This window comes from Haloferula sp. A504, from assembly GCF_044385805.1.
Classification (GTDB): domain Bacteria; phylum Verrucomicrobiota; class Verrucomicrobiia; order Verrucomicrobiales; family Akkermansiaceae; genus Haloferula.
In genome coordinates this window covers 46444-62252 of sequence record NZ_JBISBU010000006.1, presented here as the reverse complement: position 1 = coordinate 62252, position 15809 = coordinate 46444, and the positions used below count along the sequence as shown (strand labels likewise).

Sequence of the window (15809 nt, the reverse complement as noted above, 5' to 3'; positions counted from 1 at the left end):
CCCCATCCCACCTCCAAACCGTCACCATGAATTCCACGCCATCCTTCACCGCCTCCCGCCGGAAGTTCCTCAAGCAGTCCGCGGCCGCGCTGTCGGTGCCCTTCATCGCTCCGCAGATCCTTGCCAAGTCGGTGGCCGGTGCCAACGACAAGCTCAACATCGCCTGGGTCGGCTTCGGCAACCAGGGCGGGGGTGACCTGAATGCCTGCTCGAATGGCAACAACGTGGTCGCCCTGGCCGATTGCGACCCGAATGTCTGGGGCAAGTGGAAGCAGAAGTTTCCCGAGGCGAAGTTCTACAAGGACTTCCGCAAGATGCTCGAGGAGATGGGCGACAAGATCGACGCCGTCGGCGTCGGCACGCCCGACCACACCCACTTCGCGGTCGCCTACATGGCGATGAGCATGGGCAAGCATGTCTTCGTGCAGAAGCCGCTCGTCCATTCCCTGTGGCAGGCCCGCACGCTGCAGAAGCTGGCGGCCGAGAAAAACCTGACCACCCAGATGGGCAACCAGGGCCACGCCTTCGAGGGCGCGCGCCTGATCAAGGAGTGGTACGATGCCGGCCTCATCGGCGAGGTGAAGGAGGTCATCACCTGGACCGACCGCCCCAAGTCCGGCTGGGGTTTCAATGGCCAGGTGAAGACCGAGTTTCCGCCGGCCCAGCCGCTGCCGGAAGGCATGGACTGGGACGCGTGGCTGGGTCCCGTCGGCAAGGACGTGCCCTTCAACAAGGCCCTCCATCCGACCACCTGGCGTCCCTGGTGGGACTTCGGTTGCGGCGGGCTCGGTGACATCGGCTGCCACACCATCGACACGGCCTACTGGGCGCTCGGACTCGGCGCACCCGAACGGGTGGATGTCGAAATGGCCGAAGCCGCCAATCCGATCCACACGCCCAACGGCTCGATCGTGAGCTTCCGGTTCCCGGCTCGCGACGGCAAGCCGCCGGTGACGGTCAAGTGGTATGAGGGACCGAGCATGCCCGAGGCCCCGGAAGGCATGGATTGGGACATGCCGGGTGGCGGCGGATTCATCATGGTCGGCGAGAAGGGTGGCATTTTCCACCCCGGCATGCGGCCGAACAGCCCGCGCCTCTACCCTCAGGCCCGCTGGAACGAGTACCGTGCCAACAAGGACCAGCAGGTGCCGAAGACGATCCCCCGGGTTCCCGGCATCCACCGCGACTGGATCGATGCGGTGAAGAACGGCACCAAGTCGTGCTCGGACTTCAGCTATTCCGGTCCACTGACCGAGGCGATCCTGCTGGGTTCCCTGGCCATCCGCACCGGGAAAGGACTGGCCTGGAATGCCGACGAACTGAAGATCGAAGGCAACCCCGAGGCGGCCGCACTGATCAACCCCGAGGCCCGCAAGGGCTGGCGCCCCGAGGATCTGGCGTGATCCGCCACCCGCGGGTCATGGCCGGTGCCGGATTTCGGATCCGTCCCCTTGCCGGGAGGGAGGCGGAGCCCGCCAAGCTGCAGGCCATCCGATGCTCATGAAGAAACACCGCAACCGATCGATTTTTTCCGCCCTTGGCATCCTCTCCCTGCTGCTTCCGCTTGAGGGCTGGGCGCGGGACACGGTCGACCTCGCGGGCGAGTGGCGCTTCCAGCTCGACCGCGGGGACGTGGGCGGGGAGGAGAAGTGGTTCACGAGCAGGCTCCCGGAAAAAATCCGGCTTCCCGGGTCGCTGCAGGCGCAGGGCTATGGGGACGAGCCCTCGGTCGCGACGAAGTGGATCGGCTCGATCAAGGACCGGGCATGGTTCGAGTCGCCCGAATACGAGAAGTTCCGCCAGCCGGGGAACATCAAGATCCCGTGCTGGCTGCAGCCGGAGAAGCACTACCTCGGCGCGGCCTGGTATCAGCGCGACATCGTGCTTCCGGAAGGTTGGGAGGGTCATCACGTGACGGTCTCGCTCGAGCGCTGCCATTGGTTCACCGACGCGTGGCTCGGCGACGTCCACCTCGGGAGCCGGGAGAGCCTGAGCGTTCCGCACGAGTATGTCCTTCCGCGTGACCTTGCCCCCGGGAAGCACACGCTGACGATCCGCGTCGACAACCGGATCCGCTTCAATGTTGGCCACGATGCCCATAGTATCTCCGACCACACCCAGACGAACTGGAACGGCATCATCGGCGACCTCGAGCTGATCGCCCGGCCGCCCATCTGGATCGAGTCGGTCCGGACTTCGCCCGGGAAGAAGCCGGACACGGTGCGGGTCGCCGCCACGATCCGCAATGCGACCGGGAAGCGCGGTGAGATTGCCGGGTTCCAAGCCTCTGTCGGTGGTCCGGGTGGAGCGGCCTTGAAGCCTGCATTGGAGACCTCGGTCATGCTCAAGGAGGAGAGCACCGTCTTCGAGTTCGACGCATTCTTCGGAAAGGCGAAAGGCTGGGATGAGTTTCAACCCAATCTCCACCGTCTGGGTCTGCTGGTCACGACGGGCGAGGGCAAGGACCGGATCGAGGACCGGTATCATGCGACCTTCGGCCTGCGCGAGGTGGCTTCCAACGGCCGCCGCGTGACCATCGACGGCCGCCCCATCTTCCTCCGCGGGACGCTCGAGTGCTGCATCTTCCCCGACACCGGCTACCCGCCCACCGATCCGGAGCCGTGGCGGCGGATCATGGAGATCTGCCGCGAGCACGGTCTCAACCATCTGCGCTTCCATTCGTGGTGCCCGCCGGAGGTCGCCTTCCGGGTGGCTGATGAACTGGGCTTCTACATTCAGGCCGAGCTCCCGACCTGGGCCTACAACATGGGCGAGGACCAGCCGCGCGACGAGTTCCTCAAGCGCGAACTAGACCGCATCCTCGACACCTACGGGAACCACCCATCCTTCATCCTGATGTCGATGGGCAACGAGCTGCGCGGCGACGACGCCTATCTGACAAGCCTGGTGGATCATGCCGTGGAGAAGGACCCCCGGCGGCTTTATGCCTGCACCACCCATCACCATCGTTCCGCCTCGGACCAGTTCCGCATCACGATGCGGATCGGGGAAAAGCGGATCAAGATCCGTGGCCTACGCGGTCCGGGAACCGACTGGGATTTCTCCGAGGCCATCGTCGACGAGAAGATCCCGGTGATCGCCCATGAGATCGGGCAGTTCTGCGCCTTCCCGGACTTCGAGGAAATCAAGCGTTACCAGGGCTTTCTGAAACCGAAGAACTTCGAGTTGTTCCGCGACCGGCTCGACCAGCGCGGGATGCTGCCACAGGCCCGCGACTTCCTGATGGCTTCGGGCAAGCTTCAGGCGCTCTGCTACAAGGAGGAGATCGAGTCGATGCTGCGCACGCCGGGCTTCGGCGGCTTCCAGCTGCTCGACCTCCACGATTTTCCCGGCCAGGGCACGGCGCTGGTCGGCGTGCTCAATGCGAGGTGGGAGTCGAAGGGCTACATCACGCCCGAAGAGTATCGCCGCTTCTGTGCGGAGACGGTTCCGCTCGCGCGCTTCGCCAAGCGGGCGTGGACGCCGGGAGAAACCTTCAAGGCGCGCCTCGATGTCGCGCACTTCGGGGCGAAGGACCTCGATGCCTGCCACGCCGAATGGACCCTCGCCACCGGCGATGGAAGGACCGTCGGAAAGGGCCGGCTCCCGGCCGCCGATGCCTCCACGGGCAGGGTGAGCACGCTCGGTGAGATTTCGGCTCCCCTCGGTGAGCTGGCGGCTCCGACCGCACTGCGGCTCACTGTTTCGATCCCGGGCACCGAGGCGGTGAACGACTGGAACCTGTGGGTCTATCCCGAGGTGCCGTCGGACGAGCCCGGCGATGAAGTGACGGTGGTCAAGCAGCTCGACGAGGCCACCATGGCAAAACTGGAGGCGGGCGGACGGGTGGTCCTGCTGCCGGACTTCGGAACGCTCGACGGTCGCAAGGAGGATTGGCAGCCGATCTTCTGGAACACCCAGTGGTTCCGCACCCCCAACCGCTCCCTCGGCTTGCTGTGCGACGTCGACCATCCGGCACTCGCCGCCTTCCCGACCGCTTTCCACAGCGACTGGCAATGGCACGACCTGGTGAACCGTTCGGTGGCCGTCGACCTCACCGGGGCGCCGGTCGAACTGCAGCCGATCGTCCAGGTCGTTCCCGATTGGAACGATCCCCGGCGCGAAGCACTGGTCTTCGAATGCCGGGTCGGCAAGGGCCGCCTCCTCGTGTGTTCGGCGGACCTGAACGCCGACCTCGCCGGCCGCCTGCCGGCCCTTCAGCTCCGCCGCAGCCTGCTCGACTACGCGGCGGGCGACCAGTTCGAGCCGACGGCGAAAGTGACGGTCGACGGCATCCGCGAGCTCCTCCGCCAACCACCCACCGAACCATGAATCGCCTTCCGATCATCCCCGGGATCTCCCTCGCGTGGCTCGACGATTACGACCTCGTCTGAACCAGCCGGAGCCGGAAATCCGGCGCCGAAAGGGTCGGACCCGGACATCAGGCATTCAGATCGCTGTTGCGAGTGGATCGGCGGGACCAGATCATCGCCATGGGGGGCGAGCCGCTTGGGGGCCGGCGCGAAGGCGCGCGGCGAATTCCTTGAGCCGGGCACCCGACTTTGGATCCCCCGCCAGGTTGTCCGCTTCCTCGGGATCCGCGCGATGATCATACAGCTCCCGGGCGACCACCTCGCCGCCCTTGAGCTTGCGCCACTCGGTGTAGCGGTGGTCGCGGGTACGCATGGTGTAACCCATCACGCTTCCCCGCGGATACTGGCTGAAGGCCGCCGACTTCCACTCTCGCGAGGGGTCGTCCAGCAGCGGCGCGAAACTGGTTCCCTCGAGGTGCCCGGGAAGCTCAAGGCCCGCCAGCTCGCACAAGGTCGGATAGAGATCGACCAGTTCCGTTAGAGCAGGAGTCGACTTCCCCCGAGCCTTCATGCCCGGCGCACGGACGATCAGCGGCACCCGCGTGTCGCGCTCGAAGTTGGTGTGCTTGCACCACATCCCGAGGTCGCCGAGCTTGAAGCCGTGGTCGCCCCAGAGGACGACGATCGTGTCGTCTTCCAAGCCGAGTTTCTCCAGCTCATCGAGCACCCGGCCGATCATCGCATCGACGTAGGACACGCAGGCCGCATAGCCGTGGATCAACTCACGCTCGGAGTCCGCCGGCATCGCGCCCGACCGCGGCATCCCCTGGTAGCCGCGCAGTTCGCCCCAACCGGTGCGGGCCGGCTTGGGGGCGCCCTTCGGTGTCGAGCGCTGGGGAGCCAACGGAATCTTCCGCGGGTCGTAGAGGTCCCAATAACGCCTCGGGGCATTGAAGGGCAGGTGCGGTTTCATGAAACCCACCGCAAGGAAGAACGGGGTCCCGCCGTCATCGCCGCCCTTGGCCAGCCGCCGGAGTTCCCCGATCGCCCGGGTGGCGATCTTGCCATCCGCGTAGGCCTCGTCGTCGACCTCCGGAGCTTCGAAGGCCGGCCCCATGCCCTGGCGCTTCGCCCCGGGGTTTTGCTTCTCGTAGCGGGCCACCTCCCGCCGCGACGCCTCCGCCAGATAGCCGCGGCCGGACCAGTCGCCCTCCGGCTGCCAGGCGGGCCGGCTCCAGCCCTGCTTCTTGTCGCCGCCGTGATGGTAGATCTTCCCCAGCGACACGGTCTCGTAGCCGTGGTTGAGGAAATGCTGGTTCAGCGTCAGGGCATCGGGGACGTGTTCGAAGAGCGGGCCGTTGTTGTAGATCCTGCCGTGGTCGGGCCGGTAGCCGCTCAGCAGGCTCGCCCGCGACGACATGCAGATTGCCTGCTGGCAGTAGGCCCGGTCGAAGCGCAGGCCGCTCTGCGCGAGCCGGTCGAGATTCGGCGACTGGATCCAGGACTCGCCATAGCAACCGAGCTGGGGTCGCAGATCATCGACGGCAATGAACAGGACATTGGGCCGGGCGGCGGAGGCCGGGGCCGCCATGACAACAAGCAGCCATGGCAACAGTCCCCGTCCGGAGATGCGTGGAAAGGAGATCCGGGTCGTGGGGTTCATCGCTTCAGCGTGTGGATGAGGAAGTCGGTCGGCTCCGGGTATTCGGGATCCTCGATGCCGTTGTGAACCAGCACGCAGGCGACCCCGTTGGCCTGGCAATGCTCCTGGAGCTTGAGGCCGAAGTTCGCGGTGTGGGTGGGATCCTTCTGGGCCTTGCCGATTTCCGGCGGCGCCCCGAAGTAGAGCGCGACCGGTGGGTCATCCTTGCTGACCAGCGCGTAGGGCGAGTATTCCTCAATCCACGGCAGGATCTTCTCCCGCGCGGCTAGGAAGGCCTTGAAGTTCGGTTCGCCGAAGGCGTGACCGCCGTACTTGCTGTTGGGCGTCCATTCCTTCATCTGCGCCGGATCCAGGGTCGTCTGGGGGCCGCGGACCGCCGCGCAGAAAAGCCGGGTGGATTCCCGGGCCACCGGATCGGCGCTGTCCGGGTCGGCGAGGTCGTCGTGAAAGGCCAGCCACAGGCTCGTGCAGGCCCCGGCGGAACCTCCCGCCGCGCCGATGCGCCACTTGTCGATGTTCCATTCGGACGCCTTGGTGCGGACGAACTGCAGGGCCCGGGCGGCATCCTCCATCGGGGCCTTGACCGGCGGCACCACCCCGGCCGCGTGCTTCATCAGGCGGTAGTTGATGGCGACCACCGAAATGCCGGCATCGAGCAAGGCCCGGGTGTCGGCGAAGCGGTCGAGGCGCTCCTTGCTGCCGCCCTGCCAGCCACCGCCGTGGATGACGAAGACCAGCGGGGTCGGCTTCTCCGACTCCGCCTTCCAGAAGTCGAGGACGTGCCGCGGGTGCTCACCATACGCCACTTCGGAAAGCGTCGGCTTCGGCACGCTCGGGGCATAGCCTCCCTCGTCCGCCGTCAGCGGAGCAATCATCAACGCGAGCCCGAAGGCGAAGGTCGAACCTTTCCGGCCCGCGGAGTCTGCCAGCATGGAGGTGATCATGCCTGCAGATGGAAGCGATCCACCCCGCCTCGGGCAAGGCGGGGTTTTCATCACAGGTGCCTCGTCGCACTACCTCTGCGGCACCGGTGCCTCGAGCACGGTCGCGCCGTGCTCCTCGCTCATCACCAACACGCTGAACTTTTGAGCATCCGCGATGTCGGTCGTGCTCACCGTGGCGTAGTCGAACTTCCCGCGCAGATCGGTGTAGCCGTCCTTGTAGAACTTCGCGCCGTCGCCGGTCATCACGTAGACCTTCACGTAGACCTTCGGCAGCGGCCGGCCGTCCTTGTCATGGCGGACCGTGAGGATCCCGAAGTTCTCGCTCACGATCGTCTGCAGTTCATTGGCGTAGACCGCCTGCGAGCGCTTCTTGCCACCGCCGACGACCTCGACCAGCACGTTCTTCGCCTGGTAGTCGCGCGGGAGCTGGAACTGATGCGTCCGCTTGTCGGCCGCCAGCCGGACCGTCTCGGTCCGGTTCGGCTTCACGATCGAGAAGCCGCCGCCGTCGCTCGAAACGAAGGGCGTGGTGCTGAAGAGAAACTCGAGGTCCATCTCGTAGTAGTTCACCTGCACGGATTTCAGGTTCTGGTAGTCCAGCGTGACCTCGGTGCCCTCGACCTTCAGATCGAGTGCCGGCTCCTTGGCGGCAAGCGCCGCCTGCTGCTGGTCGCGGCTTTCCTCGTCGCTCACTTCCGGCGCCTCGCCCGAAATCTCGTCGGCCTGAGCGCCGATGGCCGCGAAGCGCTCGCGCCAGCGGTCGACCGGATAGTTCTTGTAGCGGGCCGCGATCCGGCGGGCTTCCGCCGGCTTCGACCGGTAGAAGGCGGCGTAGGCCTGGAAGTAGTCGTACTGCATCCGGGTCGGCAGCGCGTCCGGCTTCACCGCATCCAGCCGGGCCAGTGCCTCGTGGGCCCGGTCCTGGAGGAACAGGTAGTAGGCCGCGCTCATCTGGTCCATGGCGTCGAACTCCGGCTTCTGCGTGAGGATCTGGAGAAACTGCTGGTACTGGCCTCGGATCCGGTCGTTGAGGATGCGGTGGTCCGCGCCCACCCGGTGCGCCCGGTTGTTCACCAGCGGCTTGTACTCGAGGTGCTCGTAGGCCCGCCTTTCGATCGGGTCGATGGTGATCAGCCCGCTCTTCAGGTAGAGGCCGCAGCCGTTGAGGAACCCCTCCTGCATCAGCAGGAACTGGCGCACCGCCGGCGCGTGGTTGTGCATGATGCCGTAGCTGAAGAGCGTCGAATCATACAGGCCCCGGAGATTTAGCGCGGCCAGTGCCTTGAGCATGAAGTCCTTGCTCTCGCGGAAACGCCACGCGATCTGCGACAGCTTCACCGAATGCAGGTTCTGCGTCGCGAGGTAGTCGAGCACCTGCTCGGGCGTGCCCCACTGGCTGATGTAGGCCCAGGAGGCTTCGTCGACCTTCGACAGCTTCTCGACCACCTTGAAGGTGAACGGATCCGCCTGCGCGATCACCTCGCCGGCCTTTGACACGTGGGCGGGATAGCACGGGAAACTGCCCACCGCCGGGAAGTAGAAGAAGACCTCGAAGCGTTGCGTGGTGTAGGGCTCCATCGCGATCCGCTGGGTCGCGGTCGCGCGCTTGCCGAGCACCGGCATCGCGCCCTTCGGGATCTGCACCAGCGCGTCGAGTTTCTGCCGCGAGCTGGTCGGATTGGTCACCACCACCTGGCCGCCGTAAACGACCCCGGCGACGAATTCATCGGTGACGAACTTGTCCACCTTCTCCCCGTTCACCGTGCGATAGCGGTCGTCATTGCGGAAGAAGCTCTGGCTCACCAGCAGCGGTGCCGGATCCTCCGCCATCCCGGCCTCCTTGATCTCGCGGTGGAAGGCGATCACCCGGCCCGCGGCCTTGAAGCTCAGCTTCGTGCCCTCGATGTCCGTCACGTGCTTCTTCGACTCGAAGGGCAGGTCGAGCACCGCCAGCGCCAGCATCGCCTCGGGGAAGGACTTCGCCGCCTCGCCGAGATGGCGCGACCCGAATCCGGCCTCGCCCCCGTGGTTCGCGTAGTCGAGCCAGAACTTGTTCTCGGTGATCAGGTCGTAGTTCTGCCGGCCGATCGGAAGCTTGTAGTAGTGGTTCTCCGCCCACTCCTTGGTTCTCTCGATCTCGCGAAAGAAGGCGTCGTCCAGGTCCAGCTCGAGGGCGGCGGGGGCGAAGGCATCGACATCGCCCATCTCCTCGTCCAAGGCATAACGAACGTTGGCTTTCTTCTCCGCAATGGATTGCTTCTCATCCACCATCTTCTCCATCCGCTCGAGCCTCAGCTCGGACTCTGCCGGCGCATCCCTCAACTCCTTCGTCGCCTCCGCAAGTTCCTCGCCAAGCTGACGCCGCATCGCGCTCCTCCCCTTGGCCGCCATCGGCACGGCATTGCGAAGCTCGGTGGCATCCATTTCCGGCATGGCGTCCATCTTCGCCTTGTCGATTCCGCTGTTGCGGTCGCCACTCATGCCGAATGACGCCAGCGCTCCCTCGAACAAGGCCGTCTCACGAGCCAGGTCCGGCGGGATCAGCGAGATTCGGTCACGCAGGTCCATCCGGATGCCCTCGATCCGGTCCTGTTGCCGGCGCGCCAACAGGATGCGCTCGGGCACGTTCAGCCGCGCATACTCGAACGCGTCGAAATAGCCGACCAGTTCCGCGCCCAACAGATAGTCGTCCATGAAGGTCCGGTCCTTCTTGTTGGCCAGGTGCGGCAGCACCACCGACTTGAAGAAATCCGGATCCTTCCTCGAGAGGAAGAAGCTCAACTCGTGGCAGGCGTACTTCGAGTACATCTCCCGCTTCACGGCATCGTCGAGCTTGGGCCACTCGATGATGAAGGAAAACTCGCGAAGGGTCGCATCGTCCCGCAGGGCGATCAGGTAGCGGTAGGCCGCCCCGAGGTCATCAAAAGTCTCGAAGCGCGCGGTCAGGATGTCCGGAATCTCGAGGGTGTCGCCTTCCTTCATCAGGGTCACCGAGTCCTGCTCGGTGAAATGCTTGTCCGGATCGAGCGCGTTGATCAGCCGCAGGTCCCGGACCTTGGTGCCGCGGTCGGCCAGCGAAAGCTCGCGATAGGTCGCCCCCTGCGGATCGACGACGAGCACGTGCACATGCTGGCGGTCGCCGAAGGCATCGAGGTCGATCTTCATCTTCCCGTCCTTGTCCGGTCGCAGGTTCCACATCACCACCGGGTCCTTCGCCAGGAAGTCGATCGATCCGGGCACCGGCCCGCCGCCGCCTGCGGCAAAGGGATCCGCCGCACCGGGCGCGCCACCGAAGGCACCCCGACCGGCGTCCTTGCGGCTGTAAAGCTCGCCACCGGCGAGTTGCTCCGATCCCGCATCGGTCTCGCGCACCGCCCACGGGTTGAGCAGCAACTCCGGCCGCTCGAGCAGGTTCCCCGGCAGCTTCCGCGCGTAGCGACGCTCGAGGATGTAGCGGAACTCGTCGCCGATCTTGCGGCCGCTCAGGAACAGGTTCGGCAAGCGCGCCGGCTGGCCGACGTAGAGCCCCGGCTGCCCGGAATTACCCAACGTCTGATAGATGTCGAGGTTCGGCAGGAAACGGGTCGCCACCACGTGCACGCGGGTCACCTCGTCGACGTTCGCGACATCGATCGTCACCGACTTCTTGTCGGCCTTCAGATCCACCAGGTGGGCCGGCTCGCGGTCATCGACCTCGATCATCCGCGCCTGATTGAAGACATGGCCCACCGAACGTGCGCCCCCGGCCACCCGGATCGTCATCCCCTGATGGCTGCGCTTCAGCTCGAGCCGGTAGTCGCCCGGCGCGAGGCCCTTGGCGACGAGGAACCCGCCCTCGAGTGCCAGCTTGTCGAAATGATCGACGATGTAGCCGCCGGCCGCCACCTCCCACAGCGCCACCCCGGCCCGCTCCAGCGTGCCCACGAACGGAACGCGAACCGGCTTGCCAGCCTCGGCATGCACCGCACCCCGATGACTCCTGCGGCTTTCCGGCAGACTCCACGACTGGCGGTGGCCTCCCGGCGCGGTGGCGAACACCGTCTCGATCCCTTCGAGCGCGCCGAGACCGATCACCCCGGCGTCGTTGGTCTTCAGGGTGAAGTCCAGCGGCTGCCCGAAGCCGGGCCGCTTGACCGCCACGTTCACGTTGCGACCACTGCGCGCCTCGCCGGTGCGCCCGAGCAACTCGAGCACGTACTCGCCGCCGATCCGGCTGAGGAAGAGGTCGTCGACCCGGTCGGTCCGCAGCTGGCCGTTCACCGGGAACGATCCGCGGGACTGCAGCTCGATCTCGTCACCCCCGGCGCTGGCCACCTTGACCTTGCCCCTCAGTTCGACGGATAGGTCGACCAGTCGATCCGGGACCCGGAACTCATGCGTCGCCTCGCGGTCGGAGCCGATCTTGAAGTCGTCGATCGTCGTCGAACTCGCGATGCCATCGAGGTCCGTCGCGGTGAGCACCAGCCTCACGTCCGAGAGGCGGGTCAGGGAGATGGGCCGGCCGGCCACCGTCAGCAGCGGCCGCACCGCGATCGTCGCCAGGGCACCGGGGCGCAGCGCCTCGTTGGCGACATGGAACCCGGCGTTCAGCTCGTAGTCTTCCGAGGCATGGGAAAAGCCGGCCAGCGAGGCGAAGCCGGAACCATCCTCAAGCACCATCGCGCGGTTCCCCGGATTGTTGGAGAATGGAATCAGCGCGCGCCCCTGCTCGTCGCAGTCGAACCGGCGACCCCCGAACCACACCGCGGCGTCGGCCACCGGCCGATGCGCTTCGTCCAACACGGTCGCCATCACGCCCTGCGAGACCGGACGGGTCAGTGCCGTGAGCCCGCCCTTGCGGATCACCGCGCGGCTGCTGCGGCCGCCGCCGATGAACTCGACCACCCACACGCCGCGCTGGTTCCCGATTTCAGGAAAATCGAAGTCGCGCGTGGTCCGGCGTGCCGGGGCGTCGTCATACTCGACGGTCCGCTCGATGTTGGCCACCAGGCCGTCGAGGTTCACATCGGTGCTCAGCTCGCTGCCACTCTCGAGGTAGTGGTTGAGCGGATTCAGCTCGAAGACCTTGACGATGAGCTTCGGCACGTTCTTCACGTGCAGGCGCAGCTTGACCGGATCGTTGATCCCGAACTCCTCGGCATTCGCCGCCGGCTTGCCATCCTTGCCGGGCGCCGCCCGGTGGGCCGGATCAAATTCGAGGTCCACCCGGTCCTTGAGCGCCTGGAAGGCCGCCGGACTCAGCATCGAGGTCCAGCGCTCGGGATCGCCGATGCCATTCACGATCTTGGCCTCGGCAAACACCGCCTTGAGCCAGCCTTCGCTGATGTAGGGCGCGTACGGCTCGTAGCCCTTCGCCGCCTTGAAGAAGTGCAGCAGGTAGTCGCGCACCAGCGGCTCGTCGCCACCGATCGGCGGCAGCCCGGTCACCGGTGCGTAGTTGCGGTTGATGTCGGCCGGGTGGTTCCACTCGACCTTTTCGTCGCGTCGCCACTCGGGACGGATGTACGACACGTTGCGCGGCAGCTTCACGTACTCGAGGAACCGCTTCTCGTCGCGCACGCCGATCGACCGGTCGTGCTCGAGGCGCTGGTAAAGCAGGTGCGCCTTGAGCGAATTGAACGACGGTTCGAGGTCCTTCACGAAGGCCCACGCCTTTTCGAGGTAGGCCTCGCGCGCGGCCACGTCGGCCACCGGATCACTGTCGGCCCCGGGCTGCAGCTTCAGCAGGTAGGTGTGCACGTAGTTCTCGTTGCGCAGCAGGTCCCCGCGCATTTCACGAAGCTCGTCGAGCTGGGCGAGGGTCAGTGCGCGGTGGATGTTGAACTCGCCGAATCCGCGGCTCTCCTTGGTCGCCAGGTCGGTGGCGATCAGCTTCACCAGGCCCGGCAGGTCGGGCAGCTGCGCCCGCTGGAGCAGGTCGCGCCGCTGCAGCGGGGTGAGTTCCCGTCCACTCGCCATCAGCGGGAAGAACGCGTCGTTGGACATCCGGTCGAGCAGCTTGGTCCCGCTCAGGGCCTGTTGGAGGAATTTGTCCCAGGTGATCTCCGCCTGGTTGAGCTGGTTCGGGTACTGCTGTTCCCGGGCCTTGCCTTCCTGCTGGTGGTTGAAATTCAAACCCAGCTCGCGACGGATGTATTCGAGCGACCCCTTCGGATCCCGGTCGTAGTCGAGCAGTGCCTGGCGGTGCTCGATCACCTGCCGGCGCGCCGAGCTGTTGAAGCGCTTCTTCCACTGACCGAGCGTCTCGGTGTACTTCGCCCGCTGCCCGGTGTTCTGGTAGTGGAGTGCGTGATAATAATAGAAGTCCTCGGTTCCGGGGATCAACTGGGTCAGCGCCTGCTCACGATTTTCCGCCAGGGCGAACTCCTCGATGTAGCCGACCTCCTGCTGGGCATGGGCAGGGAAGCAGGTGGCGAAGACAGCAGCCAGACAGGCCGGCATGCGGCGGATCAACAAGTGCGCGGGATTCATGGGTGAGTCGGGGTTGGGCTGAAACGGTACGACAATGGTCCCGGCGCAGCCTTCGCTACAAGCCGGGTCTTCCATCGGAACGACACGCGAAGACGTGATTCCTTGAAGCCTTTGCGCGAATCCCCGAAAACTGTGACGAGGGAATGCCGTTTCCTGCCACTTCCTCACTCGTGGCTTGGTAATCGACGCGACCGGGGTCCGGCGGTCCGTCTCACCGGTCGGGCGGAACCGGGCGATGGAGCCGAAGAGATCGGCCGGAACTCACGGGCGTGTCACCCGGCACCGGCTTCCCTGGCGGGTGCCGCGGCGGGCAAATTCGGCGTCGATCCGTTGCATCAGCTCGTGTTTCCGCTGCAGCCAGCGGGGGGCGACGATGTGTTCGTGATGGCCGTTGCCGGCGACCCGGTGAATGACGCATTCCGGGTGCAGGCGCTCGAGGAAGTCGCAAACCAGTGCGGGATAATCCCCGGGATCCAGCGGCTGCCATTCTCCGCGCTCGTATTGTCGGGCCAGCACGGTGCCCTCCATCGCGCACAGCAGGTGGATCTTGACGCCATTGACCCCGAGTTCGGCCAGCCGGTCGGCCGTCGCCATCTGGTCCTCCCACGACTCCCCGGGGAGGTCGAGGACGACGTGCGCGCAGTGGTCGAGGCCACGTGCCCGGGTCGCCTCGTAGGCGCGCAGGAAATCGGCGTGGGTTTCGGCGCGGTTGATCCGCTCGAGCGTCCGGTCGTGGATGGTCTGCAGGCCGTACTCGACCGAGACGTAGGGCAGTCGCTCCCGGTAGCTGGCGATCAGGTCGAGCTTTTCCGCGTCGACGCAGTCCGGCCGGGTCGAGATGGCCAGCCCGACGATGTCCTCGTGGGCGGCGCAGGCCTCGTCGTAGAGGACCTTCAGGTGATCGACCGGCGCGTAGGTGTTGGTGAAGCTCTGGAAGTATGCGATGAACTTGCGGGCCTTGAAGCGGCGGCGCTGCTTCCCGAGGTTGTCGAGCAGCTGGGCGGCGATGCTTTCGCCGCCGTCCTGGGCGCGGGACGAGGATCCGGTCGGGTCGCAGAAGATGCAGCCGCCCCACGCCTTGGTGCCGTCGCGGTTCGGGCAGCTGAAGCCGGCATCGAGGGTGAGCTTGCAGGTCCTGCAACCCAGCAGGCCCTTCAGGTAGGCGCCATACGATCGGTAGGCCTTTTCCACGGGCTGATTTCAAGCCATTGCCGGCCGCGAATCCAGCCGCTTTCTCCGTTCCCCCAGTGGCGGACGTGGATCACCGATGCCAAAACATGTCGGGGCCTTGGCTTGCAACGGCGCGGTTGATCGGAGGGAATGGCGGCGGCGGCGATGGAGCTGCCGTTTCAACAACCAACCCCTTGCCGACGTGAGCGAGAAAGCACCCTGGATCACCTATCGTCCCGAGCTGAAGGTGCTCGACTGCACCATCCGCGACGGGGGCCTGATCAACGACTCGAACTTCACCGATGATCAGGTGCGCGCGGTCTACCGGGCCTGCATCGATGCCGGGATCGACACCATGGAGATCGGCTACAAGAACTCGCCGCAGCAATTTCCGAAGGACCGCTACGGCCCGTGGCGCCACTGCGAGGAGGAAGACATGCGGCGGGTGGTCGGCGACCACGATTCGGAAGCGACCGGCCTCAGGCTTTGCGCCATGGCCGACGCCGGCGGCAAGAGCGATTGGAAGCACCAGATCATCCCGGCCAAGGACAGCGTGCTCGATATGATCCGCGTCGCCTGCTACATCCACCAGATTTCCGAGGCGATGGAGATGATCGAGCGCTTCGACTCGCTCGGCTACGAGACCACCCTCAACATCATGGCGATCTCGACGGTCGCGGACAGCGAGATCGACCAGGGTCTCAGGATCGCGGCGAAAAGCCCGGTGGGCACCGTGGTGGTGGTCGACAGCTACGGCAACCTCTACCGCGAGCAGATCGACCATCTGATGCGCAAGTACGCCAAGGCCCTCAAGGGGACCGGCAAGGAGGTCGGCATCCACGCCCACAACAACCTGCAGCTTGCCTTCGCCAACACCATCGAGGCGATCATCCTCGGCAGCAATCGCGTCGATGCGACGATGATGGGCCTCGGCCGGGGCGCCGGCAACTGCCCGATGGAGATCCTGCTGAGCTTCCTGCGCAACCCGAAGTTCAAGCTGCGCCCGGTGCTTGAGGTGATCGAAAACACGATCCTGCCGATCCGTGAGAAGTGCGACTGGGGTCCCTCGATCCCCTACCACCTCACCGGCCGGATGAACCTCCACCCGCGCAGTGCGATGGCCTTCCGCGAAGGGCCGACGCCCGACGCCTACACGGCCTTCTACGACCAGACGATGTCGGACTTGTAGATCGAGGCAGGTTCTGTCCGCTTACTGTCACGAGGACACCGGATGCCCGGGGTGACCCG

At 65.7% G+C, this 15809-nt stretch carries 7 protein-coding genes; 3 read left to right on the top strand and 4 right to left on the bottom strand.

Annotated features, from left to right (window positions below; translation table 11 throughout):
• The first annotated feature begins 26 nt into the window (after nt 1-26).
• Both ACG2LG_RS04770 and ACG2LG_RS04765 read left to right on the top strand, forming a co-directional pair.
• The gene (locus tag ACG2LG_RS04770) at nt 27-1403 is read left to right on the top strand and encodes a Gfo/Idh/MocA family protein (protein WP_396256808.1); all 1377 of its coding nucleotides are present in this window, start codon (nt 27-29) and stop codon (nt 1401-1403) included.
• A 97-nt stretch (nt 1404-1500) separates the two neighbouring features.
• Entirely contained in the window at nt 1501-4332 is a 2832-nt protein-coding gene (locus tag ACG2LG_RS04765) for a sugar-binding domain-containing protein (protein WP_396256806.1), read from the top strand.
• A gap of 153 nt (nt 4333-4485) precedes the next feature.
• On the opposite strand, the gene ACG2LG_RS04760 is transcribed toward ACG2LG_RS04765, so the two are convergent.
• From ACG2LG_RS04760 to ACG2LG_RS04745, 4 genes are all read right to left on the bottom strand, one after another.
• Entirely contained in the window at nt 4486-5976 is a 1491-nt protein-coding gene (locus ACG2LG_RS04760; RefSeq protein WP_396256804.1) for a sulfatase, read from the bottom strand.
• Nucleotides 5973-6908: an alpha/beta hydrolase fold domain-containing protein gene (locus ACG2LG_RS04755; protein WP_396256803.1), complete on the bottom strand. Its 936-nt coding sequence runs from the start codon at nt 6906-6908 to the stop codon at nt 5973-5975. The genes ACG2LG_RS04760 and ACG2LG_RS04755 overlap by 4 nt, the downstream gene beginning before the upstream one ends.
• A gap of 81 nt (nt 6909-6989) precedes the next feature.
• A complete protein-coding gene (locus ACG2LG_RS04750) occupies nt 6990-13391 on the bottom strand; it encodes a hypothetical protein (RefSeq protein WP_396256801.1) in 6402 nt (2133 codons plus the stop codon).
• 261 nt (nt 13392-13652) lie between these two features.
• On the bottom strand, nt 13653-14582 hold the full coding sequence (locus ACG2LG_RS04745) for a TIGR01212 family radical SAM protein (RefSeq protein WP_396256799.1): 930 nt from the start codon (nt 14580-14582) through the stop codon (nt 13653-13655).
• Between the two features lie 181 nt (nt 14583-14763).
• Between ACG2LG_RS04745 and ACG2LG_RS04740 the strand changes: the two genes are divergently transcribed.
• The gene (locus tag ACG2LG_RS04740; protein ID WP_396256797.1) at nt 14764-15750 is read left to right on the top strand and encodes an aldolase catalytic domain-containing protein; all 987 of its coding nucleotides are present in this window, start codon (nt 14764-14766) and stop codon (nt 15748-15750) included.
• The last annotated feature ends 59 nt before the right edge of the window (nt 15751-15809 follow it).

Excerpts from the sequence above, each read along its gene's own strand:
- ACG2LG_RS04770 (WP_396256808.1), top strand. The coding sequence starts at position 27 with ATGAATTCCACGCCATCCTTCACCGCCTCCCGCCGGAAGTTCCTCAAG.
- ACG2LG_RS04765 (WP_396256806.1), top strand. The coding sequence starts at position 1,501 with ATGAAGAAACACCGCAACCGATCGATTTTTTCCGCCCTTGGCATCCTC.
- ACG2LG_RS04760 (WP_396256804.1), bottom strand. The coding sequence starts at position 5,976 with ATGAACCCCACGACCCGGATCTCCTTTCCACGCATCTCCGGACGGGGA.
- ACG2LG_RS04755 (WP_396256803.1), bottom strand. The coding sequence starts at position 6,908 with ATGCTGGCAGACTCCGCGGGCCGGAAAGGTTCGACCTTCGCCTTCGGG.
- ACG2LG_RS04750 (WP_396256801.1), bottom strand. The coding sequence starts at position 13,391 with ATGAATCCCGCGCACTTGTTGATCCGCCGCATGCCGGCCTGTCTGGCT.